The organism is Streptococcus oralis SK304 (genome assembly GCF_000287715.1).
Taxonomy (GTDB): Bacteria; Bacillota; Bacilli; order Lactobacillales; family Streptococcaceae; genus Streptococcus; species Streptococcus oralis_Y.
This window is the reverse complement of sequence record NZ_ALJN01000006.1, coordinates 43,696-69,321: the sequence shown is the minus strand read 5'-3', so window position 1 is coordinate 69,321 and position 25,626 is coordinate 43,696. Positions and strand designations below refer to the sequence as shown.

Sequence of the window (25,626 nt, the reverse complement as noted above, 5' to 3'; positions counted from 1 at the left end):
GCTAGAAAGAGATAAAGATGGTCTATTTAATCATAGGGATACTCTTATTACTACTCTATGTATTTGCGACACCTCAAAGTATCAAAGGAACAGTCAACATCGTTATCTTGGTCTTTGTAGTTGTTGCACTCCTGATTTTGCTGATGTTGTCCATCTTGCAAATCTTCCAACTACCGACAGAATTCTTTGTTACAATCGCCATGCTGGCCCTAGCCTACTTTAGCTTGAGAGACATTACGCTCATGTCTGAAAAAAAGAGCAAAAGAAGATAAATAGAAAGAGAGCTTCGGCTCTCTTTTTCTATGCTAGAATGAAGGCTAGAGCATTTTCGTTTAGTATTATTTCCATAAAAATGGTAAAATAGTAGGAGTAGAAATGGAGTTTGAGATATGAAAGTAATTGATCAATTTAAAAATAAGAAAGTCCTTGTTTTAGGTTTGGCTAAGTCTGGTGAGTCTGCGGCTCGTTTGTTGGACAAGCTGGGTGCTATAGTCACTGTTAATGACGGTAAACCTTTCGAGGAAAATCCTGCTGCACAAAGTCTGTTAGAAGACGGGATCAAGGTTGTCACTGGTGGGCATCCTTTGGAGCTCTTGGATGAAGAGTTCGCTCTGATGGTAAAAAATCCAGGGATTCCTTATAGCAATCCCATGATTGAAAAGGCATTGGCAAAGGGAATTCCAGTCTTGACGGAGGTGGAATTAGCTTACTTAATTTCAGAAGCACCAATTATCGGTATTACAGGTTCAAATGGGAAAACGACCACAACGACTATGATTGGGGAAGTTTTGACTGCTGCTGGACAACATGGTCTCTTGTCAGGGAACATCGGTTATCCTGCTAGCCAAGTGGCTCAAACTGCAACAGCCAAGGACACGCTTGTCATGGAACTTTCTTCTTTCCAACTGATGGGTGTTCAAGAATTCCATCCTGAGATTGCGGTTATTACCAATCTCATGCCCACTCATATCGACTACCACGGTTCTTTTGAGGCCTATGTAGCAGCTAAGTGGAATATCCAAAATAATATGACAGCAGCTGATTTCCTTGTCTTGAACTTTAACCAAGACTTGGCAAAAGAATTGGCTACTAAAACACAAGCCACTGTTGTTCCATTTTCAACATTGGAAAAGATTGATGGAGCTTATCTGGAAGATGGTCAACTCTACTTCCGTGGGGAAGTGGTCATGGCAGCTAGTGAAATCGGAGTTCCAGGTAGCCACAATGTAGAAAATGCCCTTGCGACTATTGCTGTGGCCAAGCTCCGTGGTGTGGATAACCAAACCATCAAGGAAACTCTTTCAGCCTTTGGTGGTGTCAAGCACCGTCTCCAGTTTGTGGATGAAATCAAGGGGGTCAAATTCTATAACGATAGCAAGTCAACCAATATCCTAGCTACTCAAAAAGCCTTGTCAGGATTTGACAATAGTAAGGTCATTTTGATTGCAGGTGGTTTGGACCGCGGCAATGAGTTTGACGAATTGGTGCCAGATATTACTGGACTCAAGAAGATGGTCATCCTTGGTCAGTCTGCAGAACGTGTCAAACGGGCAGCGGATAAGGCTGGTGTGGCTTATGTGGATGCCACTGATATTGCAGATGCGACCCGCAAGGCCTATGAGCTTGCGACTCAAGGAGATGTAGTCCTTCTCAGTCCTGCAAATGCTAGCTGGGATATGTATGCTAACTTTGAAGTACGTGGCGACCTCTTTATCGACACAGTAGCGGAGTTAAAGGAATAATATGAAAAAAATTGTCTTTACAGGTGGGGGGACGGTTGGACATGTCACCCTCAATCTTTTGTTAATGCCTAAGTTCATCGAAGACGGCTGGGAAGTTCACTACATTGGTGATAAACACGGAATCGAACACCAAGAAATCCTCAAGTCAGGTTTGGATGTTACTTTCCATTCTATTGCGACTGGGAAGTTGCGTCGCTATTTTTCTTGGCAAAATATGCTGGACGTGTTTAAAGTTGGTTGGGGAATTGTCCAATCCCTCTTTATCATGTTACGACTGCGTCCACAGGCTCTTTTTTCTAAGGGAGGATTTGTCTCAGTACCGCCGGTTATCGCAGCGCGTGTGTCAGGAGTACCTGTCTTTATTCACGAATCGGACCTGTCTATGGGCTTGGCCAATAAAATTGCCTATAAATTTGCGACTAAGATGTATTCAACCTTTGAGCAGGCTGCTGGTCTCGCAAAAGTCGAGCATGTGGGAGCAGTAACAAAGGTTTCAGATCAAAAAACTTCAGAACCAGATGAATTGGTGGATATCCAAACCCACTTTGATCCTAAATTGCCAACTGTATTGTTTGTGGGTGGTTCTGCAGGAGCTCGTGTATTTAACCAATTAGTGACAGACCATAAAAAAGAGTTGACAGAGCGCTACAATATTATCAATTTAACTGGAGATTCAAACCTCAATGAGTTGAGTCAAAATCTCTTTCGTGTTGATTATGTGACCGATCTCTATCAACCCTTGATGGAGATGGCAGATGTGGTAGTGACGCGTGGTGGTGCCAATACGATTTTTGAACTCTTGGCCATGGCGAAACTCCATCTCATTGTTCCTCTTGGACGTGAGGCGAGCCGAGGAGATCAGATTGAAAATGCTGCCTATTTTGTTAAAAAGGGCTATGCAGCAGAACTCCAAGAGACAGAATTGACCTTGGAAAGCTTGGAGGAGAAAGTCAGTCACTTGCTTAGTCACAAGGATCAGTACCAAGCTAACATGAAGGCATCAACTGAATTGAAATCTCTTGCGGATTTTTACGATCTACTAAGAAAAGACCTATCATAAGGAATATCAATGTCAAAGGATAAGAACAAAGAATCAAACCAGAAGCAAGAATTGTCTGAATGGCAGAAACGAAACCAGGAATACCTGAAGAAGAAGGCTGAGGAAGAAGCTGCCCTAGCTGAGGAGAAGGAAAAGGAAAAACAGGCTCGAATGGGGAAAAACTCTAAATCGTTAGAGGAAAGTAAGAAGTTATCAAGTGATTCCGACCAGAACGAAACTGTTCCAGACGAAGAATCATCCGAAAAAGAAGAAAAACCTCAAAAGGATGACCCTAAAGTCAACGAAGAAAAAGTGAAGAAGAAAAAAGAAAAACCAGAGAAACCAGCCAAACCTAAAATTGCGCCTGTTCATATTTGGCGAGCTGTGAGTATCTTAGTGCCAAGTACTCTGGTCCTCCTTCTCTCAGTCTATCTGTTGACTCCACTTTCGACCATCAAAAATGTCGAAGTTAAGGGAAATAGTAACACCCAGGCGGATGACATTAAACAGGCTTCTGGGATTCAAGATAGCGACTATACCTTAGCTCTGTTGTTGGATAAGGAAAAATACGCTGAGAGAATCAAGTCCAACCATTGGATAGAGTCAGCAAAGATTGATTATCAATTTCCAACTAACTTTACGATTGAGGTTAAGGAATTTGATATTGTTGGTTACTATGTGTCGGGTGAAGAATATTATCCAATTCTTTCTAGTGGTACAGTAGAGTCTACTCCTGTTAATCGCTTAAACTTGCCTGAGACTTATCTGACAGTTACTTTTAACGACGAGCAGCAGGTGAAAGAGCTGATCACGGGATTGTCTACTATCAGTGAGGATATCAAGAGCCAAATCCAGAAAATAGAATTAGCGCCAAGCAAGGCAACAGCAGACCTTTTAAAAATTACTATGCTGGACACAGATGAGATTTTGGTTCCCTTGTCAGAATTGAGTAAGAAATTGCCTTATTACAGCAAAATCAAGCCACAATTGACAGAACCGAGTGTAGTCGATATGGAGGCTGGAGCATACAGCTATACCATAGCGGATAAATTGATAGAAGAGGCTGAGGAAAAAGCCAAACAAGAGGCCAAGGAAGCTGAGAAGAAAAAACAGGAAGAAGAAAAGAAAAAACAAGAAGAACAGGGAAATCAAAGCCAAACGAGTCAGCAATCACAGAGTCGTTAGACTAACTTTTCCTCTTGATTTTGAATGGTATAGAAGTCCAGTTTCGAGTTTTTGCTTGACAAGTCCTACTATAAATAATAGAATAGAAAAAAACCTTTAAAGCAGTCCAGAGAGGCAGCTAAGGTTAGACGGTGAAAGGGTAGAGACTACCCATTTTTCGTGGAACCTTGCTGTTGGCAGGTTCCTTTTTTCGTGGTTTATTTTTGACCATACTCTCTTGCTAGCTAAGGTAAAAGGAGAAAGGTATGCGTGAATATCGTCCAGTTATTGCTCTTGATTTTCCTAGTTTTGAGGCGGTCAAGGAATTTTTATCTCTTTTCCCGGCAGAAGAAAGCCTTTATCTAAAGGTAGGGATGGAGCTCTATTATGCAACGGGTCCTGAGATTGTGTCTTACTTGAAAGGTCTGGATCATAGTGTCTTTCTGGATCTCAAGCTTCATGACATTCCCAATACAGTCAAGTCAGCTATGAAGATCTTGTCTCAGCTTGGTGTGGATATGACCAATGTTCATGCCGCTGGTGGTGTAGAGATGATGAAGGCAGCGCGTGAAGGTCTTGGGACACAAGCCAAATTAATCGCTGTGACCCAGCTTACATCAACGTCGGAAAGCCAGATGCAGGATTTTCAAAATATCCAAACCACTCTGCAAGAGTCTGTGATTCACTATGCCAAGAAGACAGCTGAAGCGGGCTTGGATGGTGTCGTTTGCTCGGCTCAGGAAGTGCAACTCATCAAGCAGGCCACCAATCCAGATTTTATCTGTCTGACACCGGGAATTCGTCCAGCGGGAGCTGCGGTTGGAGACCAAAAACGCGTCATGACGCCAGCGGACGCCTATCAAATCGGTAGTGACTATATCGTAGTAGGACGTCCCATTACCCAAGCTGAAGATCCTGTTACAGCTTATCATGCTATCAAGGATGAATGGACACAGGACTGGAATTAAAGAAATAGATTAGAAAAATAAAAGGAGAATACCATGACACTTGCTAAAGATATCGCTAGCCACCTCTTAAAAATCCAAGCCGTTTACCTCAAACCAGAGGAGCCTTTCACTTGGGCATCTGGTATCAAGTCACCGATTTACACTGATAATCGTGTGACACTAGCCTATCCAGAAACTCGTACCCTAATTGAAAATGGCTTTGTGGAAGTTATCAAAGAAGCTTTTCCTGAGGTAGAAGTGATTGCAGGAACAGCAACAGCGGGGATTCCTCACGGAGCTATCATTGCTGACAAGATGAACTTGCCTTTTGCCTACATCCGTAGCAAACCAAAAGACCACGGAGCTGGTAACCAAATCGAAGGCCGTGTAGCTCAGGGGCAAAAGATGGTTGTTGTTGAAGACCTCATTTCAACGGGTGGTTCAGTTCTTGAAGCCGTAGCAGCCGCTAAACGAGAAGGAGCAGATGTGCTTGGAGTTGTAGCGATTTTCAGCTACCAATTGCCAAAAGCAGATAAGAACTTCTCAGATGCAGGTGTCAAACTTGTGACACTTTCAAACTACAGTGAGCTGATCCATCTAGCCCAAGAAGAAGGTTATATCACGCCAGAAGGACTCGCTCTCCTAAAACGCTTTAAAGAAGACCAAGAAAATTGGCAAAACGCTTAAAAGTAGAAAATCAGGTAGTCACTAGGATTATCTGATTTTTTATATGTGGGCAATAAAACAAAGCTCCCTAAAGGTAAAGAAGAATATAGGATAATGGTAGAATGAGAGTCCTCTCTTTTTTGGGGGCATATTCAGATAATCAGTTTGAAATTTCCAGACAAATTTTTTGAAAGGAATCTGAAAAAGAGTTAAGATAGTTAATGTAAGAAAAAAGTAAACGCTTACTTAACAAGGAGGACATTTTATGTCGTATAAAACAAGCAATGCAGAAGGGCCTGTAGATTTTATTAACACTTATGATTTGGAGGCAATGGCGCAACAAGTTATTCCGAAAGCAGCCTTTGGCTATATCGCTAGTGGGGCGGAAGATACTTTCACTTTGCGTGAGAATATTCGTGCCTTTAACCACAAACTCATCGTTCCTCATACTCTTTGTGATGTTGAAAATCCAAGTACAGAGATTGAATTTGCAGGTGAAAAATTGTCTTCACCAATCATCATGGCGCCTGTTGCAGCTCATAAATTGGCAAATGAGCAGGGTGAAGTGGCGACTGCGCGTGGTGTGCATGAGTTTGGTTCTCTTTACACAACTAGTTCTTACTCTACTGTAGATCTTCCAGAAATTACAGAAGCCCTTCAAGGGACACCTCACTGGTTCCAATTTTACTTTAGTAAGGATGACGGTATCAACCGCCATATCATGGACCGTGTGAAGGCTGAAGGTTATAAAGCGATTGTCTTGACAGCAGATGCTACTGTAGGGGGCAATCGTGAGGTCGACAAGCGCAATGGTTTTGTCTTCCCCGTTGGTATGCCAATTGTTGAGGAATACCTGCCAGAAGGTGCTGGTAAATCAATGGACTTTGTATACAAGTCAGCCAAACAACGCTTGTCTCCACGTGATGTAGAATTTATCGCTGCATACTCAGGTCTTCCTGTTTATGTCAAGGGGCCACAATGCCGTGAGGACGTTGAACGCTCTCTTGCCGCAGGTGCTTCTGGTATCTGGGTAACCAACCACGGTGGCCGCCAAATCGACGGTGGGCCAGCGGCCTTTGACTCACTTCAAGAAGTCGCTGAAGCAGTTGATAAACGTGTGCCAATTGTCTTTGACTCAGGTGTTCGTCGCGGTCAGCACGTCTTTAAAGCCTTGGCTTCAGGTGCGGACCTAGTGGCTATTGGACGCCCTGTTATCTATGGCTTGGCCCTTGGTGGTAGTGTTGGTGTACGTCAAGTTTTTGAACACTTGAATGCAGAATTGAAGACAGTCATGCAGTTGTCTGGAACTCAGACTATTGAGGATGTCAAACACTTCAAACTCCGTCATAACCCATACAATCCAACCTTCCCAGTTGACCCACGTGACTTGAAATTGTATTGATAAGTAAGACGGCCTCCACCTGATGTGGAGGTTTTTCTTCGTGTATAGAAAGATTAAATCGTTATCAGAAACTATATAAATATATTTTCCGGTCAAATATCTTGCTAGGGCTTTCAATTTCTGTTATACTGGTCCAGTAATAAAATAATAAAGACATTTGGGGTGCCTTAGGCTGAGATGATACCCATTGAACCTGATACAGTTAAAACTGGCGAAGGGAAATGTGAAAAGGTTTTTTTCGTATGTTGAAGGAAACTGTCTAATCTTGTAAGGTGAACTCTAATTCTTAATTGTAATTGGAGTTTTTTTGTTTATCAAAAGAGGATAGGCTTGACGGCAAGCCTTTTGGTAGCTCTCCTTGAATGCCCCACTTTTCTTTAAAAAAGGAGTTTTTTATGTTGAAAAAATGGCAGCTAAAAGACGTTATCTTGCTTGCTTTCTTGTCTATCTTTTTTGGTGGCGTTTTTGTGGGTTCAGGCTATCTGTTTGATATTCTCACACTAATCTTAGCCCCTCTTGGTTTGCAGGCCTTTGCCAATGAAATCCTCTTTGGTCTCTGGTGTATGGCTGCGCCCATTGCAGCTATCTTTGTTCCAAGAGTCGGAAGTGCAACGATTGGAGAAGTGCTTGCTGCACTTGCTGAAGTCCTTTATGGTAGCCAATTCGGTCTAGGCGCTCTTTTGTCTGGTTTGGTTCAAGGTTTGGGAAGTGAATTTGGCTTTCTTGTGACCAAGAATCGCTATGAAAGTTGGCTCTCTCTAACTGCTAATAGTATTGGGATTACCCTTTTTAGCTTTGTCTATGAATACTTTAAATTAGGTTACTATGCCTTCTCCCTTCCTTTTGTCCTTTTCTTGCTTGTGGTTCGCTTTATTTCTGTCTTTTTCTTCTGTACCATTTTGGTTCGTGCCATTGTCAAACTCTATCATCAGTTTGCAGCTGGAGGAAAGGCATAGATGGGCCTGAAATTACGGGAGATTCAGTCCCCAATCTTCTCAGAGCCAATTGATTTTACTTTTCATGAGCAAGCTTTTACCTTGTTAGTTGGGAGCAGTGGTTCAGGAAAATCCAGTCTCTTTCAAGTCATTGCCCAAGTCAGTTCTCTTCCCTATAGTGGCCAAGTCCTGATAGATGGGAGTGAGGTCAGTCAGCTTTCTATCGTCGAACGTGTCCAGACAGTTGGGATTCTCTTTCAAAATCCCAATCATCAATTTACCATGGAGAACTTGTTTGAGGAGCTGATTTTTACCCTGGAGAATATCGGCCATCCCGTTCAGGAAATTGATTCTAAAATAGCAGAGGTTGTCCAGCAATGTCGCTGCAAGGCGATTTTGCACCGTCCAATTCATCACTTATCAGGTGGGGAAAAGCAAAAGGCTGCTTTGGCTGTTCTCTTTGCTATGAATCCTAGGGTCTATCTCTTGGATGAGCCCTTCGCTTCCATTGACCGCAAGAGTAGGATAGAGATATTGGAGATTCTAAAAGAGTTGGTCTCTGATGGGAAGACAGTTATCCTGTGCGACCATGATTTAACGGACTATGAAGTCTATATCGACCATATGGTGGAGCTAAGAGATGGCCAACTAAGGGAAGTGTTTCAAATCCCTACCTCTGAGATGACAAAGGTTGCTTCAAAGGAAGTTGCTTCTAGCCCGGAATTGTTCCATATGGATAGAACGACTTGTGAGCTGGATAAGCGTCCCCTCTTTTCCATTGCGGATTTTACATTCTACCAAGGAATCTCCTGTATTTTGGGTGACAATGGTGTCGGGAAATCAACCCTCTTTCGGTCTATTCTTCAATTTCAAAAGTATAAGGGGCGCATTACCTGGAAGGGAACAGTCCTGAAAAAGAAAAAGAGTCTGTATCGTGATCTGACGGGTGTTGTTCAGGAAGCTGAGAAGCAGTTTATCAGAGCCAGTCTGCGAGAAGAGCTTCAATTAGATGGACCTGATTCTGAAAGAAATCAGCGAATTTTCCAAGCTTTACAATATTTTGATCTGGAGCAGGCGCTTGATAAGAGTCCCTATCAATTAAGTGGTGGCCAGCAAAAGATTGTTCAGCTCTTGACCATCTTGACTAGTAAGGCTTCTGTGATCTTGCTAGATGAACCTTTTGCAGGTTTGGATGATAGAGCTTGCCATTATTTTTGTCAGTGGATTGTGGAGGAGAGAAATCAGGGAAGAAGTTTTTTGATCATTAGCCATCGTTTAGATCCCTTGATCTCTGTGGTTGATTATTGGATTGAGATGACTAGTCAGGGTCTCAGTCATGTGAAAGAAGTGACAATTACCAAACCTCTCCCATCTCTGAATAATGATACTCTAGGGGAGGTGAGGTAGTATGATCAAAGTAGCAACCCAGACACCGATTATCAGTCTCTTCTTGCTGATTTTATCCTTGGAAACATCTTTCATTCCTTCGATTGCTCTGAATCTTTCGGTAGTCGCATTTTGTATTCTCTTTATGCTCTATTACCATCGATTTAAGATGTTGGCTTGGATGATTCTACTAGCCATTTTGCCATCTTTGGCCAACTACTGGGCAGTTCAGTTACACGGAGATGCTTCGCAGGCATTGATACTTGGAACGAGAGCTTTTGTGACGGTTTGTATCGGTCTTGTCTTTGTTTCCAGTATTTCCCTAAAAGAGCTTCTCTTGTACTTGGCTCAAAAGGGGTTATCGCGTTCTTGGGCCTATGCCTTGATTGTGGTATTCAATTCCTTTCCCCTCATTCAGCAGGAGATCAAGTCCCTCAAGGAAGCTTGCTTATTGCGTGGCCAAAAACTGCATGTTTGGTCGCCCTTGATTTACAGTAAGGTTCTGATGACGGTTTTTAGATGGCGCCATCTCTACTTGAGAGCTCTGTCTGCACATGGATATGACGAACATTCGCAGTTGGAGAATCGCTATCGGATTTTTTATATTTCTAAAAAAACAAAATTAATCTACCTGCTGTTCTTTTTATTACTTCAAACCAGTCTATTTCTATAAAGGAGTTATTATGAAATTTACAGATATTGCGATGGAATTATCCAAGGAAGCTTGGAAGGCTTCTTTTCATCACCCCTTTGTTTTACAGTTACAAGAGGGGAATTTAGAACCTTCTATTTTCCGCTATTACCTAATTCAGGATGCCTACTATCTGAAGTCTTTTTCAGAAGCCTATCACCTCTTGGCTGATAAGACTTCAAACGAAAAGATGAAAAGACTCTTGAAACAAAATGCCCAGAGTCTAGTGGATGGTGAGTTGTTTATCCGCCAACAATTTTTCAAGGAATTAGGAATCAGTGACCAGGAAATGGAGCAACATCCAATCGCTCCAACCTGTTATCATTACATTTCTCATATTTATCGACAGTTTGCAGAACCAAACTTGGGCATTGCTTTTGCTAGTTTGCTCCCATGTCCTTGGTTATACCATGATTTGGGCAAGGCACTTAATCGCAGACCATCCCCGAATCCTCTTTATCAGCAGTGGATTGAAACCTATATCACCGATGAATTAGAACAGCAGATTAAAGAGGAAGAAGCGCTAGTCAATCAACTCTATCGAGAAAGCAACGAGACAGACAAACAAAAAATGCTAGAGGCCTTCCACCGAAGTGTCCACATGGAAGCCAAGTTTTGGGAAATGGCTTACCAACACCAAACATGGACGAGTGATTTGCAGTCCTTAGAAAAAGAGAAGAAATAGAAAATGAGAAACCACCAACTTCAAGTTCACAAATTAACCATTTTATCCATGATGATTGCCCTTGACGTAGTTCTTACACCCATCTTTCGAATTGAAGGGATGGCACCGATGTCCAGTGTAGTCAACATTCTTGCAGGAATCTTGATGGGACCTATTTATGCCTTGGTCATGGCTACTGTTACAGCCTTTATCCGTATGTCTACTCAAGGCATTCCGCCCTTGGCCCTCACTGGAGCTACTTTTGGAGCCCTCCTTGCAGGTCTCTTTTATAAGTACGGTCGAAAATTTTACTTTTCTGCTCTAGGAGAAATCTTGGGAACAGGGGTAATCGGTTCTATTGTTTCCTATCCTGTCATGGTTCTCTTTACGGGATCTGCTGCCAAGCTCAGCTGGTTTATCTACACCCCTCGATTTTTCGGAGCAACCTTGATCGGTACAGCCATAGCTTTCCTCGCCTTTCGATTTTTGATCAAGCAGGAATTCTTTAAAAAAGTGCAGGGATATTTCTTTGGAGAAAGGATAGAATGATGCAGAAATTGACAAATCCTTTCCCTCTGGCAACCAGTTCCTTGATTCACTGTATTACCAATGAGATTTCTTGTGAGATGCTGGCCAATGGCATTTTGGCTCTGGGATGCAAACCAGTCATGGCAGATGACCCTCGTGAGGTTCTTGATTTTACTATGCAAAGTCAGGCTCTCTTCATTAATTTAGGGCATTTGTCAGCTGAGAAGGAGAAAGCAATCCGTATGGCAGCTACTTATGCAAACCAAGCTTGTCTCCCAATGGTAGTAGATGCGGTTGGCGTAGCGGCTTCCCCCATTCGTAAGGATCTAGTCAGAGATCTTTTTGAATACAAGCCCACAGTCCTTAAAGGAAATATGTCAGAAATCCGAAGTCTTGTTGGTTTAAAGCACCACGGAGTTGGAGTTGATGCTAGCCATAAAGATCAAGAAACTGAGGATCTGCTTCAAGCCTTGAAGGACTGGTGTCAGCTTTATCCTGGTATGTCATTCTTAGTCACTGGCCCCAAGGACCTTATCGTTTCGGAGAATCAGGTTGCAATATTGGGAAATGGCTGTGCAGAATTGGACTGGATAACAGGGACAGGAGACTTGGTTGGAGCCTTGACAGCCGTTTTTCTCAGCCAAGGAAAGCCTCCTTTTGAAGCTTCTTGCCTAGCGCTCTCTTATCTCAATATCGCTGCTGAGAGAATAGTTGTTCAAGGAATGGGACTGGAAGATTTTCGTTACCAAGTTCTCAATCAGCTCTCTCTCCTAAAAAGAGACGAAAACTGGCTAGATGCCATCAAAGGAGACTTTTATGAATAGAGAAGCACTTAAACTGTATCTAGTAACCAATCGCTACCAAGATTCCTTGGAATGTTTTCTTGAAAAAGTCGATACGGCCTGCCGTTCAGGTGTTACCATCATCCAATTACGAGAAAAAAATCTCACCACCAATCAATACTATCAACTGGCAAAACAAGTCAAGGAAATAACAGATGCCTATCAGGTACCCTTGATAATCGATGATCGATTGGATATCTGTCTAGCAGTCGATGCTGCAGGTTTGCATATTGGCGACGATGAACTACCCGTTTCGGTTGCCCGCAAAGTCTTGGGTCCTGAAAAAATCCTCGGTGTCACTGCTAAAACGGTTAAAAGAGCTCTCGAAGCAGAAACATCGGGTGCGGATTACTTGGGGACAGGAGCCATTTTCCCGACTACAACCAAGGAGAATGCTCCCATCACCCTGATTTCAACCTTGAAAACCATTTGCCAAAGGGCCGCCATTCCAGTAGTTGCTATCGGAGGTCTGACGTCAGAGAATATTGACCAACTTACTGGCACTGGTATAGCTGGTGTTGCTGTTGTACGTGATTTGATGCAGGCAGAAGACATTGAGGCTAAAGTGCATGCCTTTTTAACAAAGCTGGATGATATTATTTTCTAATTAATAAACAATGAAAATCAAAGAGCAAACTAGGAAGCTTGCCGCAGCTTGCTCAAAGCTCAGCTTTGAGGTTGTAGATAAAACTGACAAAGTCAGTAATATACGTACATCAAGATGAAGCTGACGTAGTTTGAAGAGAAGTATAAAAACTCTCTAATTCCCTTAAAGTAGGAACTAGAGAGTTTTTCTGGCTCTATAATTTCTGTAGTGGGTAAAACTACCATAGGAATTATGGAGCCTATTTTGTTGTAGAAAAAAAGTCCCATAAGACCTATAATGAAAAGTGACCAAACCATCATTAGAAAGAATCTTATGGAACAATTAAATTTTATCACAAACTTACTCGGAATTAAAGACAAGAACATTATAATCTTGAATTATCTGGATTCTAAAACACATAAAGAAATCATCGCTAAGCTAGATTATCCTGCTCCTAAGTGTCTCGACTGTCAAGGACAAATGGCTAAATATGACTTCCAAAAAGAATCTAAAATTCCCTATCTAGGGTGTGCGGGCTACAAGACTCTCATTCGATTGAGAAAACGCCGTTTTCGTTGTAAAGTATGCGGGAAAATGGCTGTCGCAGAGACTTCCTTAGTCAAGAAGAACCACCAAATCTCAACGATCGTCAACCAGAAAATCACTCAAAAATTAATCGAGAAAATCCCTATGACAGCTATCGCCGAAAGTTTATCCATCTCTACTTCAACAGTCATTCGTAAATTGAAAGAATTTAAATTCAAGATAGATTTATCTTCCCTTCCAACTCACATGTCTTGGGATGAGTACAGCTTCAAGAAAGGTAAGATGAGCTTCATTGCACATGATTTTGATTCCAGAAAGATCGTAGCTATCCTTGATGGGCGGACTCAAGTAACTATTCGCAATCATTTCCTTCGTTATTCTAGACAGGTGAGAAGTCGTGTGAAAGTCATTATCATGGACATGTTTAGTCCCTACTACGATATTGCTAGAAAACTTTTTCCAAATGCAAAAATCGTTCTCGACCGCTTTCACATTGTCCAGCATCTCAGTCGAGCAATGAATCGCGTACGCATACAAATTATGAATCAGTTTGATCGGAGATCGCACGAATATAAAGCACTGAAACGTTACTGGAAACTCATCCAACAGGATAGCCGTAAACTCAGTGATAAACGATTTTATCGACCAACTTTTCGGTCACACTTGACCAATAAAGAGGTTCTAGAAAAGCTGCTTTCATACTCTCAAGAACTTAGATACCACTATGAACTCTATCAGCTATTACTGTTTCATTTTCAAGAGAAACAAACAAACCATTTCTTTGAACTGATGGAAGAAACGATTTCTTATGTAAATCCTATTTTTCAAACTGTTTTTAAGACCTTTTTGAAAGATAAGGAGAAAATCATTAATGCACTGGAACTGCCCTACTCAAACGTAAAACTAGAGGCTACCAATAACCTTATCAAAGTCATCAAGCGAAATGCTTTTGGCTTCCGGAACTTTGACAACTTTAAAACTAGAATTCTCATTGCTTTGAACATCAAAAAGGAGAGAACCAATTTAGTCCTCTCCAAGTTGTAACTTTTCATCAACCCACTACAGTTGACAAAGAGCCGTTTTTCTTAATCTTTAAAGCTTGTATGATTGACTGGGCCAGAACCATGTCCGAGTTGAGGAGCGTCTTGGATAGCTTTTGTGATAAAGGCCTTGGCCTTATCAACTGCCTGGTAAAGACTTCTGCCCTTGGCTAGTTCAGCCGTAATTACAGCAGCAAAGGTACATCCAGTACCATGGGTGTGACAAGTTTGAATTCTTGGACTTTCCCAGACAAATTGTTCATCCTTGGTAAAAAGGAAATCTTTGGCACCACCCTCGAGATGGCCACCTTTGATAACAACGGACTGAGGACCAAATTCTTTTAAAATCAGGCGACCCGCGCGCTGCATGTCTTCGGGGTCATGGATTGAAAAACCAACAATCTCTTCTGCTTCAGGAAGATTGGGAGTGATAATGCTTGCAAGGGGAAGCAGATTTGTTTTTAGGTAGTCTCTGGCACGGGTATCAATCAGGGTGTCCCCACTCGTAGCGACCATAACAGGGTCCAGCACATAGGGACAGTCCAGTTTTTTAAGATAGGGCTGGATGATTTCCATGATTTCAATAGTTGCCAACATCCCAGTTTTTACCGCCTGAGGTGGGATATCAGAAAAGACACTGTCCAATTGAGCTTTCAACATTTGAGGAGAGACGTGCTCGATTAATTGAACGCCTCTGGTATTTTGAGCGACAAGGCTGGTCACAACGGCCATTCCATAGACATCTCTAGCTTGGAATGACTTTAAATCAGCCATAATGCCAGCACCGCCACTAGGGTCAGTTCCTGCAATGGTTAGAGCAACGGGTAAATAAGTCATCTAAAACCTCCCAACCAACTGAAGTTTGTATTCTTAAGAACAAGCTAGTCTGTTTTAGGAAAGCAATAGAAGACAAGTAGTCCTCATGATCATTTCCACTTCCATCAGCTAGCATTACCTAGATTGAGTCAAAGGGATCTAACAGTCGTTAATCTCAGCTTTACGCACCCCTAGTGGTTGTTTTCTTTTTTCTACAGTATAGCATATTTTTATAGTTTATATAGTAAAATTTGACTGCAAATCTCTCGTTACATGATTAGAATTCTATTTTTCGAAAAAATAATAAAAATTATAGTTGACAAATGTAGATTTTGAGAGTATACTAAGAGTCATAATTGACAAATGTAGATTTTGGAGGTATGCTGATGCAGATTTCAGATGCAGAATGGCAGGTTATGAAGATTGTTTGGATGCAGGGCGAGCAGACCAGTAGCGATTTGATCAGGGTTCTGGCAGAGCGGTTTAACTGGTCCAAGTCCACTGTTCAAACTCTTTTGGCTCGCTTAGTAGAGAAAGAGTGCCTGACTAGGAAAAAAGAGGGCAAGTCCTTTGTATATTCAGCTCTTTTAACTTTGGATCAAAGTCGAGACTTGCTTGTTCAAGATATCAAAGACAAGGTTTGTTCCCGTAGAATTAAGAACTTGCTGGCTGATTTGATTGTGGGATGTGATTTTACTTTGGCTGATTTGGCAGACTTGGAAGCTGTGATTTCTGAAAAAAAAGCCAGCCCAGTTGCTGAAGTAAGATGTAATTGTATGTAAAGGAGATGTCATGTTAAATAGTATTGTAACCATTGTTTGTATTGCCCTTATCCTTTTTATTCTATTTTGGTTTTTCAAAAAGCCTGAAAAATCTGGACAAAAGGCCCAGCAAAAAAAGGGTTATCAAGAGATTCGAGTGGAAGTCATGGGAGGCTATACGCCTGAGTTGATTATCCTCAAGAAATCAGTGCCAGCCCACATTGTTTTTGACCGTAAGGACCCTTCACCCTGTCTGGATCAAATTGTTTTTCCAGACTTTGGTGTGCATGCGGACCTGCCTATGGGGGAAGAGTATGTAGTGGAAATCACACCTGAACAGGCTGGAGAGTTTGGTTTCTCTTGTGGTATGAACATGATGCACGGCAAGATGATTGTAGAGTAGGAGGAAACTATGACTGAAATTGTGAAAGCAAGCCTAGAAAATGGCATTCAAAAAATCCATATCACAGCTGAAAAAGGCTATCATCCTGCCCATATCCAGCTTCAAAAAGGGATTCCCGCTGAAATTACCTTTCATCGTACAACTCCTTCAAACTGTTACAAGGAAATTCTTTTTGAAGAAGAAGGCATCTTAGAACCAATCGGCGTAGACGAAGAGAAAACAATTCGTTTTACACCTCAAGAGTTGGGTGAGCATGAATTCTCATGTGGTATGAAGATGCAAAAGGGAAGCTATACCGTAGTTGAGAAGACTCGAAAATCTCTATCCCTCTTGCAACGTTTTTGGATTACTAGTATCTTTACTGTGCCTCTTGTTTTCCTCATGATTGGGATGTTGACAGGGACTATCAGTCACCAAGTCATGCATTGGGGAACCTTTCTAGCCACAACACCTATCATGCTAGTAGCAGGTGGCCCATATATCCAGAGTGCTTGGGCCAGCTTTAAAAAACACAATGCCAACATGGATACCTTGGTTGCTCTGGGAACCCTAGTGGCCTATCTCTATAGCCTAGTTGCCCTCTTTACTGGGCTTCCTGTTTACTTTGAAAGTGCTGGATTTATCCTCTTCTTTGTTCTTTTGGGAGCCGTTTTTGAGGAAAAAATGCGGAAAAATACTTCCCAAGCTGTGGAGAAACTACTGGACTTGCAAGCTAAAACAGCAGAAGTCTTGCATGATGATAACTATGTTCAAGTTCCCTTGGACCAAGTCAAGGTAGGTGATCTGATTCGAGTGCGTCCTGGTGAAAAGATTGCGGTTGATGGTGTTGTAGTGGAAGGTATGTCCAGTATTGACGAATCCATGGTAACAGGTGAGAGTCTGCCGGTAGACAAAACAGTTGGAGATACCGTCATTGGCTCCACCATCAATAATAGTGGAACGCTTGTTTTTAAGGCAGAAAAAGTTGGCTCAGAGACGGTCTTGGCACAGATTGTAGACTTTGTCAAGAAAGCTCAGACCAGCCGCGCACCGATTCAGGATTTGACGGATAAAATTTCAGGAATTTTTGTCCCAGCAGTTGTCATTTTAGCGATTCTAACTTTTTGGATTTGGTTTGTCTTGCTTGAGGCTAGCTTTGTGGCCTCTCTTCTTTATGGGGTAGCAGTTCTGATTATCGCCTGCCCTTGTGCCCTGGGTCTCGCAACACCGACAGCCCTGATGGTAGGGACAGGACGTAGTGCCAAGATGGGTGTTCTCCTCAAAAATGGGACCGTCTTACAGGAAATCCAGAAAGTCAAAACTCTCGTCTTTGATAAGACAGGAACTTTGACGGAAGGAAAACCAGTAGTCACTGATATCATTGGCGACGAGACAGAAGTACTTGGCTTAGCTGCCTCTTTAGAAGAAGCCTCTCAACACCCATTGGCTCAAGCTATTGTCAAGCGAGCGAGTGAAGCAGAACTTGAGCTTCATACTGTAGAGAATTTCCAAGCCGTTCATGGAAAAGGTGTTTCAGGGCAAATCCATGGGAAACAAGTCTTACTTGGAAATGCCAAAATGCTTGATGGAATGGATATTTCGAGCACTTACCAAGAAAAACTAGAGGAACTGGAAAAAGAAGCTAAGACAGTTGTGTACTTGGCTGTTGACAATGAAATCAAAGGCTTGCTTGCCTTGCAAGATATTCCCAAGGAAAATGCTAAACTCGCCATCAATCAGCTGAAAAAACGTGGTCTCCGAACAGTTATGCTGACAGGAGATAATGCTGGCGTGGCGCGTGCCATTGCAGATCAGATCGGCATTGAAGAGGTTATTGCGGGTGTCTTGCCAGAAGAAAAAGCCCATGAAATCCATCAACTGCAACAGGCTGGTAAAGTAGCCTTTGTCGGAGATGGTATCAATGATGCGCCAGCTCTCAGTGTGGCGGATGTGGGGATTGCTATGGGAGCTGGAACAGATATCGCCATCGAGTCAGCAGATTTGGTGTTGACAACCAATAATCTCTTAGGAGTGGTACGTGCCTTTGACATGAGTAAGAAGACCTTTAATCGTATTCTGCTCAATCTTTTCTGGGCCTTTATCTACAATGTTATCGGAATTCCGATTGCAGCAGGAGTCTTTTCAGGAATTGGTCTCGTTCTCAATCCAGAACTGGCTGGTCTAGCCATGGCCTTTAGTTCTGTATCTGTATTAACCAGTTCACTCATGCTAAACTTTAGTAAAATAGACTAAAAGCGAGCTTGCTCGCTTTTTATACTCTTCGAAAATCTCTTCAAACCACGTCAACGTCGCCTTGCCGTAGCTATATGACATTGACTCCGTCAGTTCTATCCACAACCTCAAAACAGTGTTTTGAGCAACCTGCGGCTAGTTTCCTAATTTGGCCTTTAATTTTCATTGAGTATTATAAAACAGTTCTGAAAAACGCTTTCAAACTGTACTGTAATAGAGAATAAAAACTTCTGAGCACATTCTTAGGAGACCCAAAACAAATGTGGTAAAGTAGTAGAGTAAAAATTTGCTGAAACGTTTCCAATTAGTATATGAAAACGGATGAATCAAGTTTTAAAAATATTTGAAGGAGAGTTATCATTATGACTCAAGGGAAAATTACTGCATCTGCAGCAATGCTCAACGTATTGAAAACATGGGGCGTAGACACTATCTACGGTATCCCATCAGGAACACTCAGCTCACTCATGGATGCTTTGGCTGAAGACAAAGATATCCGCTTCTTGCAAGTTCGCCACGAAGAAACAGGTGCTCTTGCAGCGGTTATGCAAGCTAAATTCGGCGGCTCAATCGGGGTTGCAGTTGGTTCAGGTGGTCCAGGTGCGACTCACTTGATTAACGGTGTTTACGATGCAGCTATGGATAACACTCCATTCCTTGCTATCCTTGGATCACGTCCAGTTAACGAACTCAACATGGATGCTTTCCAAGAATTGAACCAAAACCCAATGTACAACGGTATCGCTGTTTACAACAAACGTGTAGCTTACGCTGAGCAATTGCCAAAAGTAATCGACGAAGCTTGCCGTGCTGCAGTTTCTAAAAAAGGTCCAGCTGTTGTTGAAATCCCAGTAAACTTCGGTTTCCAAGAAATCGACGAAAACTCATACTACGGTTCAGGTTCATACGAGCGTTCATTCATCGCTCCTGCCTTGAACGAAGTTGAAATCGACAAAGCGGTTGAAATCTTGAACAACGCTGAACGTCCAGTTATCTACGCTGGTTACGGTGGTGTTAAAGCAGGTGAAGTGATTACTGAATTGTCACGTAAAATCAAAGCACCAATCATCACAACTGGTAAAAACTTTGAAGCCTTTGAGTGGAACTATGAAGGTTTGACAGGTTCTGCTTACCGTGTTGGTTGGAAACCAGCCAACGAAGTGGTCTTTGAAGCAGACACAGTTCTTTTCCTTGGTTCAAACTTCCCATTTGCTGAAGTATACGAAGCCTTCAAGAACACTGAAAAATTCATCCAAGTGGATATCGATCCTTACAAACTTGGTAAACGCCATGCCCTTGACGCTTCAATCCTTGGTGACGCAGGTCAAGCAGCTAAAGCTATCCTTGACAAAGTAAACCCAGTAGAATCTACTCCATGGTGGCGTGCAAATGTTAAGAACAACCAAAACTGGCGTGATTACATGAACAAACTCGAAGGTAAAACTGAGGGTGAATTGCAATTGTATCAAGTTTACAATGCAATCAACAAACATGCTGATCAAGACGCTATCTACTCAATCGACGTAGGTGACACTACTCAAACATCTACTCGTCACCTTCACATGACACCTAAGAACATGTGGCGTACATCTCCACTCTTTGCGACAATGGGTATTGCCCTTCCTGGTGGTATCGCTGCTAAGAAAGACAATCCAGATCGCCAAGTATGGAACATCATGGGTGACGGTGCATTCAACATGTGCTACCCAGACGTTATCACAAACGTTCAATACGACCTTCCAGTTATCAACGTTGTCTTCTCAAATGGTAAATATGCCTTCATCAAGGACAAATACGAAGACACAAACAAACACTTGTTTGGTTGTGACTTCCCTAATGCTGACTATGCGAAAATCGCTGAAGCGCAAGGTGCTGTAGGATTTACAGTTGACCGTATCGAAGATATTGATGCAGTTGTTGCAGAAGCTGTTAAATTGAACAAAGAAGGTAAAACTGTTGTGATCGATGCTCGCATCTCTCAACATCGTCCACTTCCAGTAGAAGTACTTGAACTCGATCCAAAACTTCACTCAGAAGAAGCAATCAAAGCCTTCAAGGAAAAATACGAAGCAGAAGAACTCGTACCATTCCGCCTCTTCTTGGAAGAAGAAGGATTGCAATCACGCGCAATCAAATAATTCCTCTCGTCGAAAATCAAATTTTAAATTTGTAGACTTTATTCTTTGATTTTCATAGAGTGGAACTTGAAAAGATCGGAGCAATCCGGTCTTTTTCTGGAGGATAATCAATGAATTTAAATCAATTAGATATTATCGTTTCAAATGTTCCCCAAGTCTGTGCTGACTTGGAGCGTCTTTTGGATAAAAAGGCTGATTATGCTGATGATGCTTTTGCTCAGTTTACGATTGGCAGTCATTGTCTCATGTTATCACAAAATCACCTGATTCCTTTGGACAATTTTCAGTCAGGAATCATTCTTCACATCGAGGTTGAGGATGTAGACCAGAATTACCAACGATTGAAAGAGCTTGGTGCCGAGATTTTACACGGTCCAGCTGTAACTGATTGGGGAACAGAATCCTTGCTTGTAAAAGGCCCTGCTGGCCTAGTGATTGATTTTTATCGTATGAAATAGGGCGATTAGTCATTTGAAGTTAACCTTAATCATTCTTAAAACAGAATGTGAGAATAGGAACTATTGAAAGATCGGAGAAATCCGGTCTTTTTCTTATCACAAGATTGTGATAGTTTACATCTTCATAACAAAAGCTTCAAAGTCTTGATTGTTTTGAAGAAAGATTATAAAATATGATTCATAAAAATGAAAGAGGTTTTGAAAATGTCTGAAAAACAAATGAAAATTTTGGGTTGGGTAGCGACCTTCATGTCCGTTATGATGTACGTGTCTTACTTCCCACAAATTATTAACAACCTAGCTGGTCAAAAAGGGAACTTTATCCAGCCCTTGGTTGCAGCCATCAACTGTAGTCTCTGGGTTTACTACGGTCTTTTCAAAAAGGAAAGAGATATTCCACTTGCGGCTGCCAATGCTCCAGGTATCGTTTTTGGTCTGGTAACAGCTATTACGGCATTAATTTAAAAAGAAGACTGGTCTCAGTCTTTTTTTGTACATAAAAATAGATTCTCAAGTAAAGAAAGTCTAATGAGAGCTGAGGAGAATAGCCGTTGACAGCGAGCTTTCTGAGTGCTGCTTTAGAGGTTCCTCCATAAAGTAAAAGATTATTTCGTTACTATTTTTATAAAATCTTCTCCCTACTTTATAAGATGTGAAAAAGAGTTCAATTAAATCGAGCTTTTTGCTATAATGAGGGGAGAAAAATCAGACAGGAGATAGACATGTCAGAACCATTATTTTTACAATCAGTTATGCAAGAAAAAATCTGGGGAGGAACCAAGCTACGTGATGAGTTTGGCTACGACATTCCAAGTGAAAAAATCGGGGAATACTGGGCTATCTCAGCTCACCCAAATGGGGTTTCAAAGGTCGCTAATGGTCGCTTTGAGGGAACAGACCTCGCTACTTTGTATGCGGAGCACCGTGAATTGTTTGGCAACCGTCCAGAGCCTGTATTTCCACTGTTGACCAAAATTCTTGATGCCAATGACTGGCTCAGCGTCCAAGTTCACCCAGACGATGCCTATGGATTAGAACATGAAGGCGAGCTCGGAAAAACAGAGTGCTGGTACATCATCGCAGCAGATGAAGGTTCAGAGATTATCTATGGTCACAATGCCAAGTCAAAAGACGAACTCCGTCAGCAAATCGAAGCTAAAGACTGGGATGGTTTATTAACAAAAGTCCCTGTCAAGGCTGGTGATTTCTTCTATGTACCAAGCGGAACCATGCACGCTATTGGAGCAGGTATCTTGATTCTTGAAACCCAGCAGTCTAGCGATACCACCTATCGCGTCTATGACTTTGACCGCAAGGATGACAAGGGCAACTTGCGTGAACTTCACCTTGAAAAATCCATCGATGTCTTGAACATTGGTGAACCCGCAAATAGCCGACCTGCCACTGTCAAAGCAGATGATCTACGTTCCACTCTCCTTGTGTCCAATGATTTCTTCGCAGTTTACAAGTGGGAAATTACTGGAAAAGTTGACTTCGAAAAGACAGCTGACTACAGCTTATTGAGTGTCTTGGATGGGGAAGGTCAGTTAACAGTTGACGGGAAAAACTATCCAATCCAAAAAGGTAGCCACTTTATCCTACCAAGTGATGTTGAAGCTTGGACCTTGGAAGGGCAAGGTTTGGAATTGATTGTGAGCCATCCATAAAAAAAGAAAGGGCCTGAGTTCATACTCAATGAAAATCAAAGAGCAAACTAGGAAACTAGCCGCAGGCTGTACTTGAGTACGGCAAGGCGGCGTTGACGTGGTTTGAAGAGATTTTCGAAGAGTATCACTACTCAAGTCCTTTTTGATTACATAAATTGGGCGATAAAGACCACGATGATGATGATTGGAATGATGAAACGAAGAAGGAAGAGCCAGACTTGGAAAAGTCCTTGTTTCCATGCTCTTTCATCAAGATGCAGTTCCTCCATGGCAAGGGCCTTTTTAAAGATATAGCCAGTAAAAAGTGACAGACAGAGGGCTCCAAATGGCATGAGGAGATTGGAAACCAAGAAGTCCATAGCGTCAAAGAAGGTCTTCCCAAAGATGTGAACATCCGCCATAATACCGTAAGAAAGGGCTGAAGGAATTCCAAAGATAAAGGTCAAGATTCCTAAAATAGCACTCCATTTAGCACGCTTGCGGTTGTCCTGGTTGGTGATATTGCCCACATTGATTTCCAGCATCACGACAGAAGAAGTAACCGTCGCAAAGAGGAAGAGCAAGAGGAAAAGAATGTAGAAAATAGTTCCAAAAGGCATCTTGTCAAAGAGTTGAGGCAAGACGATAAAGAGCAGGCTTGGTCCCCCTTCCGACTGGATATTGAAAGCTGACATGGCTGGGAAAATGGCTAGTCCCGCCATGATGGAAACCGAGATGTTCATGGCTACGATGGAAATCCCTGACTGGACCAGATTGGTTTTCTTGTCCAAGTAGGAAGCATAGGTCAGCATGGCTGTAACCCCTAGTGAGAGAGCAAAGAAAGATTGACCCAGAGCATAGAGGAGCCCAGCACTGGTTAGTTTTGAAAAGTCTGGTTTTAGGAAGTAAAGAACCCCTTCCATAGCATTTGGCAAGCTGAGAGAGCGACCGATGATAACAACAAAGATGATAAAGAGCAAGGGCATCATGACTTTCGAAGCTCTTTCAATCCCTTTTTGAACCCCACGTGATACAATAAAGATATTCAACAAGATAAAGGAAGCTTGAGCCCCTAGAGCAATGGCTGGATTTGAAATGATTGAAGTGAATAACTGAGCATAATCATCCGTTCCGCCAAGCTGGAACAATTTCCCAAACTCAATGCCTAGATAGACTAAAATCCAACCCCCAATAACACTATAGAAAGAGAGAAGGATGAAGAGGGCAAAGGCACCAATCCAACCGATAAAGTTGTACTTGTTATTCTTGCCCAGTTTTCCAAAGGTTTTGATAGCGGAAACGCCAGCGCTACGGCCAAGGGCAAACTCAGCCAGCAAGAGCGGGAAACCGATTAAAATGGTAGAAATGAGAAAGACCAGTAAAAAGCCTCCACCGCCATTAGCAGCAGTCATGTAAGGAAACTTCCAAACGGCACCAAGCCCGATGGCTGAACCAGCAGATGCTAGGATAAAGCCAAGTTTCGAACCCCATTGCGATTTTTCTGACATAGTTGAAACTCCAATTTCGTTTTTTAAAATAAGAAAAGGCTACTTGAGTTGTCAAATAGCCTTCTCTCAATGGCACTTTATGAGCCTTCTGTTTGATTGATAGACTTGACTATCCTATCATGTTTTATAAGGTCTGTCAAGAAAACCATTTTCAAGTTTTCACACCTTTCTCAAAAAGTTAAAAATGTTTCGCAAAAACACTTGACTCTGACCTAGGGGGAAGGTTTATACTATCTATGTAAGGAGGAAATCATGTACCATATCAAAGAAGCTGCGCAGCTTTCAGGTGTCTCTGTCAAGACCCTGCACCACTATGACAAGATAGGACTCTTGGTCCCCTTAAAGTCGGAAAACGGCTATCGAACATATAGTCAAGAGGATTTGGAACGCCTTCAGGTCATTCTTTACTACAAATATCTAGGCTTTTCTTTAGAAAAAATAGCAGAGCTATTAAAGGAAGAAAGGAAAGATTTATTGCCCCATTTGACTAGGCAGTTGGACTATTTGACCCAAGAAAGGCAACATCTGGATACCTTGATTTCCACCTTGCAAAAAACCATTCAAGAACAAAAAGGAGAAAGAAAAATGACCATTGAGGAAAAATTCACTGGATTTAGTTATCAAGACAATCAAAAATACCACCAAGAAGCGGTAGAGAAGTATGGACAAGAAGTCATGGATCAAGCCCTCGAGCGCCAAAAAGGCCGCGAAGATGAGTCTACGGCCGCCTTTAACCAAGTCTTTCAAACTTTGGCACAAAATCTTCAAGCTGGTTTACCTGCAACAGCAGCCGAAAACCAAGAGCAAGCAGCTAAGCTCTTGCAAGCCATTCGCACTTATGGATTTGACTGCTCTATTGAAGTCTTCGGACATATCGGTAAAGGATACGTCTATAACCCAGAGTTCAAGGAAAACATTGATAAATTTGGACCTGGGACAGCCCAGTACACATCAGATGCCATTGCAGCTTACGTTCAGACAAATGCAGAATAAATAGGCTAGGAATTTCCTAGCCTATTTTTTACTTCAAATCATAAAGCCAGTTTTCGCCGTTTTTATAGTAGAAGAACTCACTGAGATCCTCCTCTACAAATACACGAAGCATATCTGACATATCATTTGTTGCAAGTTTTAGTTGTGAGAGATTTTCAAAATTTTCCCACCAAACCTTTCCTTCGTCTGAAGATTGGGGCTCACCAGTAAAGTGTTCGGTCTTGTAAAATAGAACGACATGACGGTAATCCTCGTCGTCGTACCAGTCCTTGATGCCACAGAGTTGGGGCTTGGAAATGGTCAGACCAGTTTCTTCTTTCACTTCACGAATGACAGCGTCGACAAAGGATTCACCACGTTCAACATGACCTCCTGGGAAGGTAATGCCAGGCCAGTCAGGACTCACTCGGTCTTGAACCAGCACCTTGTCTCCGTTTTGAATCATACACATGTTGACAAATTCGACTGTTTCTCTTCTGTTCATTTTTCACAA

26 protein-coding genes and 2 riboswitches are annotated in these 25,626 nt (G+C 42.1%); of the genes, 23 read left to right on the top strand and 3 right to left on the bottom strand.

Annotated features, from left to right (window positions below; translation table 11 throughout):
- The first annotated feature begins 17 nt into the window (after window positions 1–17).
- From HMPREF1125_RS03630 to HMPREF1125_RS03560, 15 genes are all read left to right on the top strand, one after another.
- Window positions 18–272, top strand: a complete 255-nt coding sequence (locus HMPREF1125_RS03630) for a DUF3165 family protein (RefSeq protein WP_000262662.1) — start codon at window positions 18–20, stop codon at window positions 270–272.
- Between the two features lie 117 nt (window positions 273–389).
- Window positions 390–1,742, top strand: a complete 1,353-nt coding sequence (murD, locus tag HMPREF1125_RS03625; protein WP_000863068.1) for a UDP-N-acetylmuramoyl-L-alanine--D-glutamate ligase — start codon at window positions 390–392, stop codon at window positions 1,740–1,742.
- Between the two features lies 1 nt (window position 1,743).
- Window positions 1,744–2,802 carry a UDP-N-acetylglucosamine--N-acetylmuramyl-(pentapeptide) pyrophosphoryl-undecaprenol N-acetylglucosamine transferase gene (locus HMPREF1125_RS03620; protein ID WP_000724792.1) on the top strand — a complete coding sequence of 353 codons (1,059 nt, stop codon included), beginning with the start codon at window positions 1,744–1,746 and terminating at the stop codon, window positions 2,800–2,802.
- 9 nt (window positions 2,803–2,811) lie between these two features.
- The gene (locus tag HMPREF1125_RS03615; RefSeq protein WP_000031185.1) at window positions 2,812–3,966 is read left to right on the top strand and encodes a cell division protein FtsQ/DivIB; all 1,155 of its coding nucleotides are present in this window, start codon (window positions 2,812–2,814) and stop codon (window positions 3,964–3,966) included.
- A 245-nt stretch (window positions 3,967–4,211) separates the two neighbouring features.
- Window positions 4,212–4,913, top strand: a complete 702-nt coding sequence (gene pyrF, locus HMPREF1125_RS03610; protein ID WP_001209638.1) for an orotidine-5'-phosphate decarboxylase — start codon at window positions 4,212–4,214, stop codon at window positions 4,911–4,913.
- 33 nt (window positions 4,914–4,946) lie between these two features.
- Window positions 4,947–5,579 (top strand): orotate phosphoribosyltransferase, encoded by a 633-nt coding sequence (gene pyrE / locus HMPREF1125_RS03605; RefSeq protein WP_000170921.1) that lies wholly within the window; start codon window positions 4,947–4,949, stop codon window positions 5,577–5,579.
- 244 nt (window positions 5,580–5,823) lie between these two features.
- Window positions 5,824–6,960 (top strand): L-lactate oxidase, encoded by a 1,137-nt coding sequence (gene lctO / locus HMPREF1125_RS03600; protein ID WP_000120732.1) that lies wholly within the window; start codon window positions 5,824–5,826, stop codon window positions 6,958–6,960.
- 148 nt (window positions 6,961–7,108) lie between these two features.
- Window positions 7,109–7,197: riboswitch (TPP riboswitch) on the top strand.
- 158 nt (window positions 7,198–7,355) lie between these two features.
- The gene (locus HMPREF1125_RS03595) at window positions 7,356–7,916 is read left to right on the top strand and encodes an ECF transporter S component (protein ID WP_000915268.1); all 561 of its coding nucleotides are present in this window, start codon (window positions 7,356–7,358) and stop codon (window positions 7,914–7,916) included.
- Window positions 7,917–9,302 carry an ATP-binding cassette domain-containing protein gene (locus HMPREF1125_RS03590; RefSeq protein ID WP_000523385.1) on the top strand — a complete coding sequence of 462 codons (1,386 nt, stop codon included), beginning with the start codon at window positions 7,917–7,919 and terminating at the stop codon, window positions 9,300–9,302. It abuts the gene before it with no gap.
- 1 nt (window position 9,303) lies between these two features.
- On the top strand, window positions 9,304–9,954 hold the full coding sequence (locus HMPREF1125_RS03585) for an energy-coupling factor transporter transmembrane component T (RefSeq protein WP_000598431.1): 651 nt from the start codon (window positions 9,304–9,306) through the stop codon (window positions 9,952–9,954).
- A gap of 10 nt (window positions 9,955–9,964) precedes the next feature.
- The gene (gene tenA / locus HMPREF1125_RS03580) at window positions 9,965–10,657 is read left to right on the top strand and encodes a thiaminase II (RefSeq protein WP_000673064.1); all 693 of its coding nucleotides are present in this window, start codon (window positions 9,965–9,967) and stop codon (window positions 10,655–10,657) included.
- A gap of 3 nt (window positions 10,658–10,660) precedes the next feature.
- Window positions 10,661–11,185: an energy coupling factor transporter S component ThiW gene (thiW, locus tag HMPREF1125_RS03575; protein WP_001244050.1), complete on the top strand. Its 525-nt coding sequence runs from the start codon at window positions 10,661–10,663 to the stop codon at window positions 11,183–11,185.
- A complete protein-coding gene (locus HMPREF1125_RS03570) occupies window positions 11,185–11,988 on the top strand; it encodes a hydroxyethylthiazole kinase (protein ID WP_025172321.1) in 804 nt (267 codons plus the stop codon). Before thiW ends, HMPREF1125_RS03570 begins: the two co-directional genes overlap by 1 nt.
- Window positions 11,981–12,613 (top strand): thiamine phosphate synthase, encoded by a 633-nt coding sequence (thiE, locus tag HMPREF1125_RS03565; protein WP_001078199.1) that lies wholly within the window; start codon window positions 11,981–11,983, stop codon window positions 12,611–12,613. Before HMPREF1125_RS03570 ends, thiE begins: the two co-directional genes overlap by 8 nt.
- Window positions 12,614–12,925: 312 nt before the next feature.
- The gene (locus HMPREF1125_RS03560) at window positions 12,926–14,182 is read left to right on the top strand and encodes an ISL3 family transposase (protein WP_080585578.1); all 1,257 of its coding nucleotides are present in this window, start codon (window positions 12,926–12,928) and stop codon (window positions 14,180–14,182) included.
- A 41-nt stretch (window positions 14,183–14,223) separates the two neighbouring features.
- Here the strand turns inward: HMPREF1125_RS03560 and thiD are convergent, their stop codons facing one another.
- The gene (gene thiD / locus HMPREF1125_RS03555) at window positions 14,224–15,015 is read right to left on the bottom strand and encodes a bifunctional hydroxymethylpyrimidine kinase/phosphomethylpyrimidine kinase (protein WP_000221731.1); all 792 of its coding nucleotides are present in this window, start codon (window positions 15,013–15,015) and stop codon (window positions 14,224–14,226) included.
- Window positions 15,016–15,098: 83 nt separating this feature from the next.
- Window positions 15,099–15,197: riboswitch (TPP riboswitch) on the bottom strand.
- 183 nt (window positions 15,198–15,380) lie between these two features.
- Between thiD and HMPREF1125_RS03550 the strand changes: the two genes are divergently transcribed.
- From HMPREF1125_RS03550 to manA, 7 genes are all read left to right on the top strand, one after another.
- Window positions 15,381–15,776: a CopY/TcrY family copper transport repressor gene (locus tag HMPREF1125_RS03550; RefSeq protein WP_001167222.1), complete on the top strand. Its 396-nt coding sequence runs from the start codon at window positions 15,381–15,383 to the stop codon at window positions 15,774–15,776.
- 10 nt (window positions 15,777–15,786) lie between these two features.
- Window positions 15,787–16,158, top strand: coding sequence for a cupredoxin domain-containing protein (locus HMPREF1125_RS03545; protein ID WP_000935078.1), 372 nt, complete (start codon window positions 15,787–15,789; stop codon window positions 16,156–16,158).
- 9 nt (window positions 16,159–16,167) lie between these two features.
- Window positions 16,168–18,390 (top strand): heavy metal translocating P-type ATPase, encoded by a 2,223-nt coding sequence (locus tag HMPREF1125_RS03540; protein WP_000136278.1) that lies wholly within the window; start codon window positions 16,168–16,170, stop codon window positions 18,388–18,390.
- A gap of 362 nt (window positions 18,391–18,752) precedes the next feature.
- Window positions 18,753–20,528, top strand: coding sequence for a pyruvate oxidase (gene spxB / locus HMPREF1125_RS03535; protein WP_000191808.1), 1,776 nt, complete (start codon window positions 18,753–18,755; stop codon window positions 20,526–20,528).
- A gap of 110 nt (window positions 20,529–20,638) precedes the next feature.
- Window positions 20,639–20,986 (top strand): VOC family protein, encoded by a 348-nt coding sequence (locus HMPREF1125_RS03530; protein WP_001052666.1) that lies wholly within the window; start codon window positions 20,639–20,641, stop codon window positions 20,984–20,986.
- Window positions 20,987–21,190: 204 nt separating this feature from the next.
- The gene (locus HMPREF1125_RS03525) at window positions 21,191–21,451 is read left to right on the top strand and encodes a SemiSWEET family transporter (RefSeq protein WP_001291469.1); all 261 of its coding nucleotides are present in this window, start codon (window positions 21,191–21,193) and stop codon (window positions 21,449–21,451) included.
- A gap of 257 nt (window positions 21,452–21,708) precedes the next feature.
- Window positions 21,709–22,653 (top strand): mannose-6-phosphate isomerase, class I, encoded by a 945-nt coding sequence (gene manA / locus HMPREF1125_RS03520; protein ID WP_001294292.1) that lies wholly within the window; start codon window positions 21,709–21,711, stop codon window positions 22,651–22,653.
- Between the two features lie 146 nt (window positions 22,654–22,799).
- Here the strand turns inward: manA and HMPREF1125_RS03515 are convergent, their stop codons facing one another.
- Window positions 22,800–24,140 (bottom strand): sodium-dependent transporter, encoded by a 1,341-nt coding sequence (locus HMPREF1125_RS03515; RefSeq protein WP_002875775.1) that lies wholly within the window; start codon window positions 24,138–24,140, stop codon window positions 22,800–22,802.
- A 252-nt stretch (window positions 24,141–24,392) separates the two neighbouring features.
- Here HMPREF1125_RS03515 and HMPREF1125_RS03510 point away from each other — a divergent pair, with 252 nt between their 5' ends.
- Window positions 24,393–25,133 (top strand): MerR family transcriptional regulator, encoded by a 741-nt coding sequence (locus tag HMPREF1125_RS03510; RefSeq protein ID WP_000274772.1) that lies wholly within the window; start codon window positions 24,393–24,395, stop codon window positions 25,131–25,133.
- Between the two features lie 28 nt (window positions 25,134–25,161).
- Here the strand turns inward: HMPREF1125_RS03510 and HMPREF1125_RS03505 are convergent, their stop codons facing one another.
- Window positions 25,162–25,617 carry an 8-oxo-dGTP diphosphatase gene (locus HMPREF1125_RS03505; protein WP_004181562.1) on the bottom strand — a complete coding sequence of 152 codons (456 nt, stop codon included), beginning with the start codon at window positions 25,615–25,617 and terminating at the stop codon, window positions 25,162–25,164.
- Window positions 25,618–25,626 lie beyond the last annotated feature (9 nt).

Excerpts from the sequence above, each read along its gene's own strand:
- HMPREF1125_RS03630 (WP_000262662.1), top strand. The coding sequence starts at position 18 with ATGGTCTATTTAATCATAGGGATACTCTTATTACTACTCTATGTATTT.
- murD (WP_000863068.1), top strand. The coding sequence starts at position 390 with ATGAAAGTAATTGATCAATTTAAAAATAAGAAAGTCCTTGTTTTAGGT.
- HMPREF1125_RS03620 (WP_000724792.1), top strand. The coding sequence starts at position 1,744 with ATGAAAAAAATTGTCTTTACAGGTGGGGGGACGGTTGGACATGTCACC.
- HMPREF1125_RS03615 (WP_000031185.1), top strand. The coding sequence starts at position 2,812 with ATGTCAAAGGATAAGAACAAAGAATCAAACCAGAAGCAAGAATTGTCT.
- pyrF (WP_001209638.1), top strand. The coding sequence starts at position 4,212 with ATGCGTGAATATCGTCCAGTTATTGCTCTTGATTTTCCTAGTTTTGAG.
- pyrE (WP_000170921.1), top strand. The coding sequence starts at position 4,947 with ATGACACTTGCTAAAGATATCGCTAGCCACCTCTTAAAAATCCAAGCC.
- lctO (WP_000120732.1), top strand. The coding sequence starts at position 5,824 with ATGTCGTATAAAACAAGCAATGCAGAAGGGCCTGTAGATTTTATTAAC.
- HMPREF1125_RS03595 (WP_000915268.1), top strand. The coding sequence starts at position 7,356 with ATGTTGAAAAAATGGCAGCTAAAAGACGTTATCTTGCTTGCTTTCTTG.
- HMPREF1125_RS03590 (WP_000523385.1), top strand. The coding sequence starts at position 7,917 with ATGGGCCTGAAATTACGGGAGATTCAGTCCCCAATCTTCTCAGAGCCA.
- HMPREF1125_RS03585 (WP_000598431.1), top strand. The coding sequence starts at position 9,304 with ATGATCAAAGTAGCAACCCAGACACCGATTATCAGTCTCTTCTTGCTG.
- tenA (WP_000673064.1), top strand. The coding sequence starts at position 9,965 with ATGAAATTTACAGATATTGCGATGGAATTATCCAAGGAAGCTTGGAAG.
- thiW (WP_001244050.1), top strand. The coding sequence starts at position 10,661 with ATGAGAAACCACCAACTTCAAGTTCACAAATTAACCATTTTATCCATG.
- HMPREF1125_RS03570 (WP_025172321.1), top strand. The coding sequence starts at position 11,185 with ATGCAGAAATTGACAAATCCTTTCCCTCTGGCAACCAGTTCCTTGATT.
- thiE (WP_001078199.1), top strand. The coding sequence starts at position 11,981 with ATGAATAGAGAAGCACTTAAACTGTATCTAGTAACCAATCGCTACCAA.
- HMPREF1125_RS03560 (WP_080585578.1), top strand. The coding sequence starts at position 12,926 with ATGGAACAATTAAATTTTATCACAAACTTACTCGGAATTAAAGACAAG.
- thiD (WP_000221731.1), bottom strand. The coding sequence starts at position 15,015 with ATGACTTATTTACCCGTTGCTCTAACCATTGCAGGAACTGACCCTAGT.
- HMPREF1125_RS03550 (WP_001167222.1), top strand. The coding sequence starts at position 15,381 with ATGCAGATTTCAGATGCAGAATGGCAGGTTATGAAGATTGTTTGGATG.
- HMPREF1125_RS03545 (WP_000935078.1), top strand. The coding sequence starts at position 15,787 with ATGTTAAATAGTATTGTAACCATTGTTTGTATTGCCCTTATCCTTTTT.
- HMPREF1125_RS03540 (WP_000136278.1), top strand. The coding sequence starts at position 16,168 with ATGACTGAAATTGTGAAAGCAAGCCTAGAAAATGGCATTCAAAAAATC.
- spxB (WP_000191808.1), top strand. The coding sequence starts at position 18,753 with ATGACTCAAGGGAAAATTACTGCATCTGCAGCAATGCTCAACGTATTG.
- HMPREF1125_RS03530 (WP_001052666.1), top strand. The coding sequence starts at position 20,639 with ATGAATTTAAATCAATTAGATATTATCGTTTCAAATGTTCCCCAAGTC.
- HMPREF1125_RS03525 (WP_001291469.1), top strand. The coding sequence starts at position 21,191 with ATGTCTGAAAAACAAATGAAAATTTTGGGTTGGGTAGCGACCTTCATG.
- manA (WP_001294292.1), top strand. The coding sequence starts at position 21,709 with ATGTCAGAACCATTATTTTTACAATCAGTTATGCAAGAAAAAATCTGG.
- HMPREF1125_RS03515 (WP_002875775.1), bottom strand. The coding sequence starts at position 24,140 with ATGTCAGAAAAATCGCAATGGGGTTCGAAACTTGGCTTTATCCTAGCA.
- HMPREF1125_RS03510 (WP_000274772.1), top strand. The coding sequence starts at position 24,393 with ATGTACCATATCAAAGAAGCTGCGCAGCTTTCAGGTGTCTCTGTCAAG.
- HMPREF1125_RS03505 (WP_004181562.1), bottom strand. The coding sequence starts at position 25,617 with ATGAACAGAAGAGAAACAGTCGAATTTGTCAACATGTGTATGATTCAA.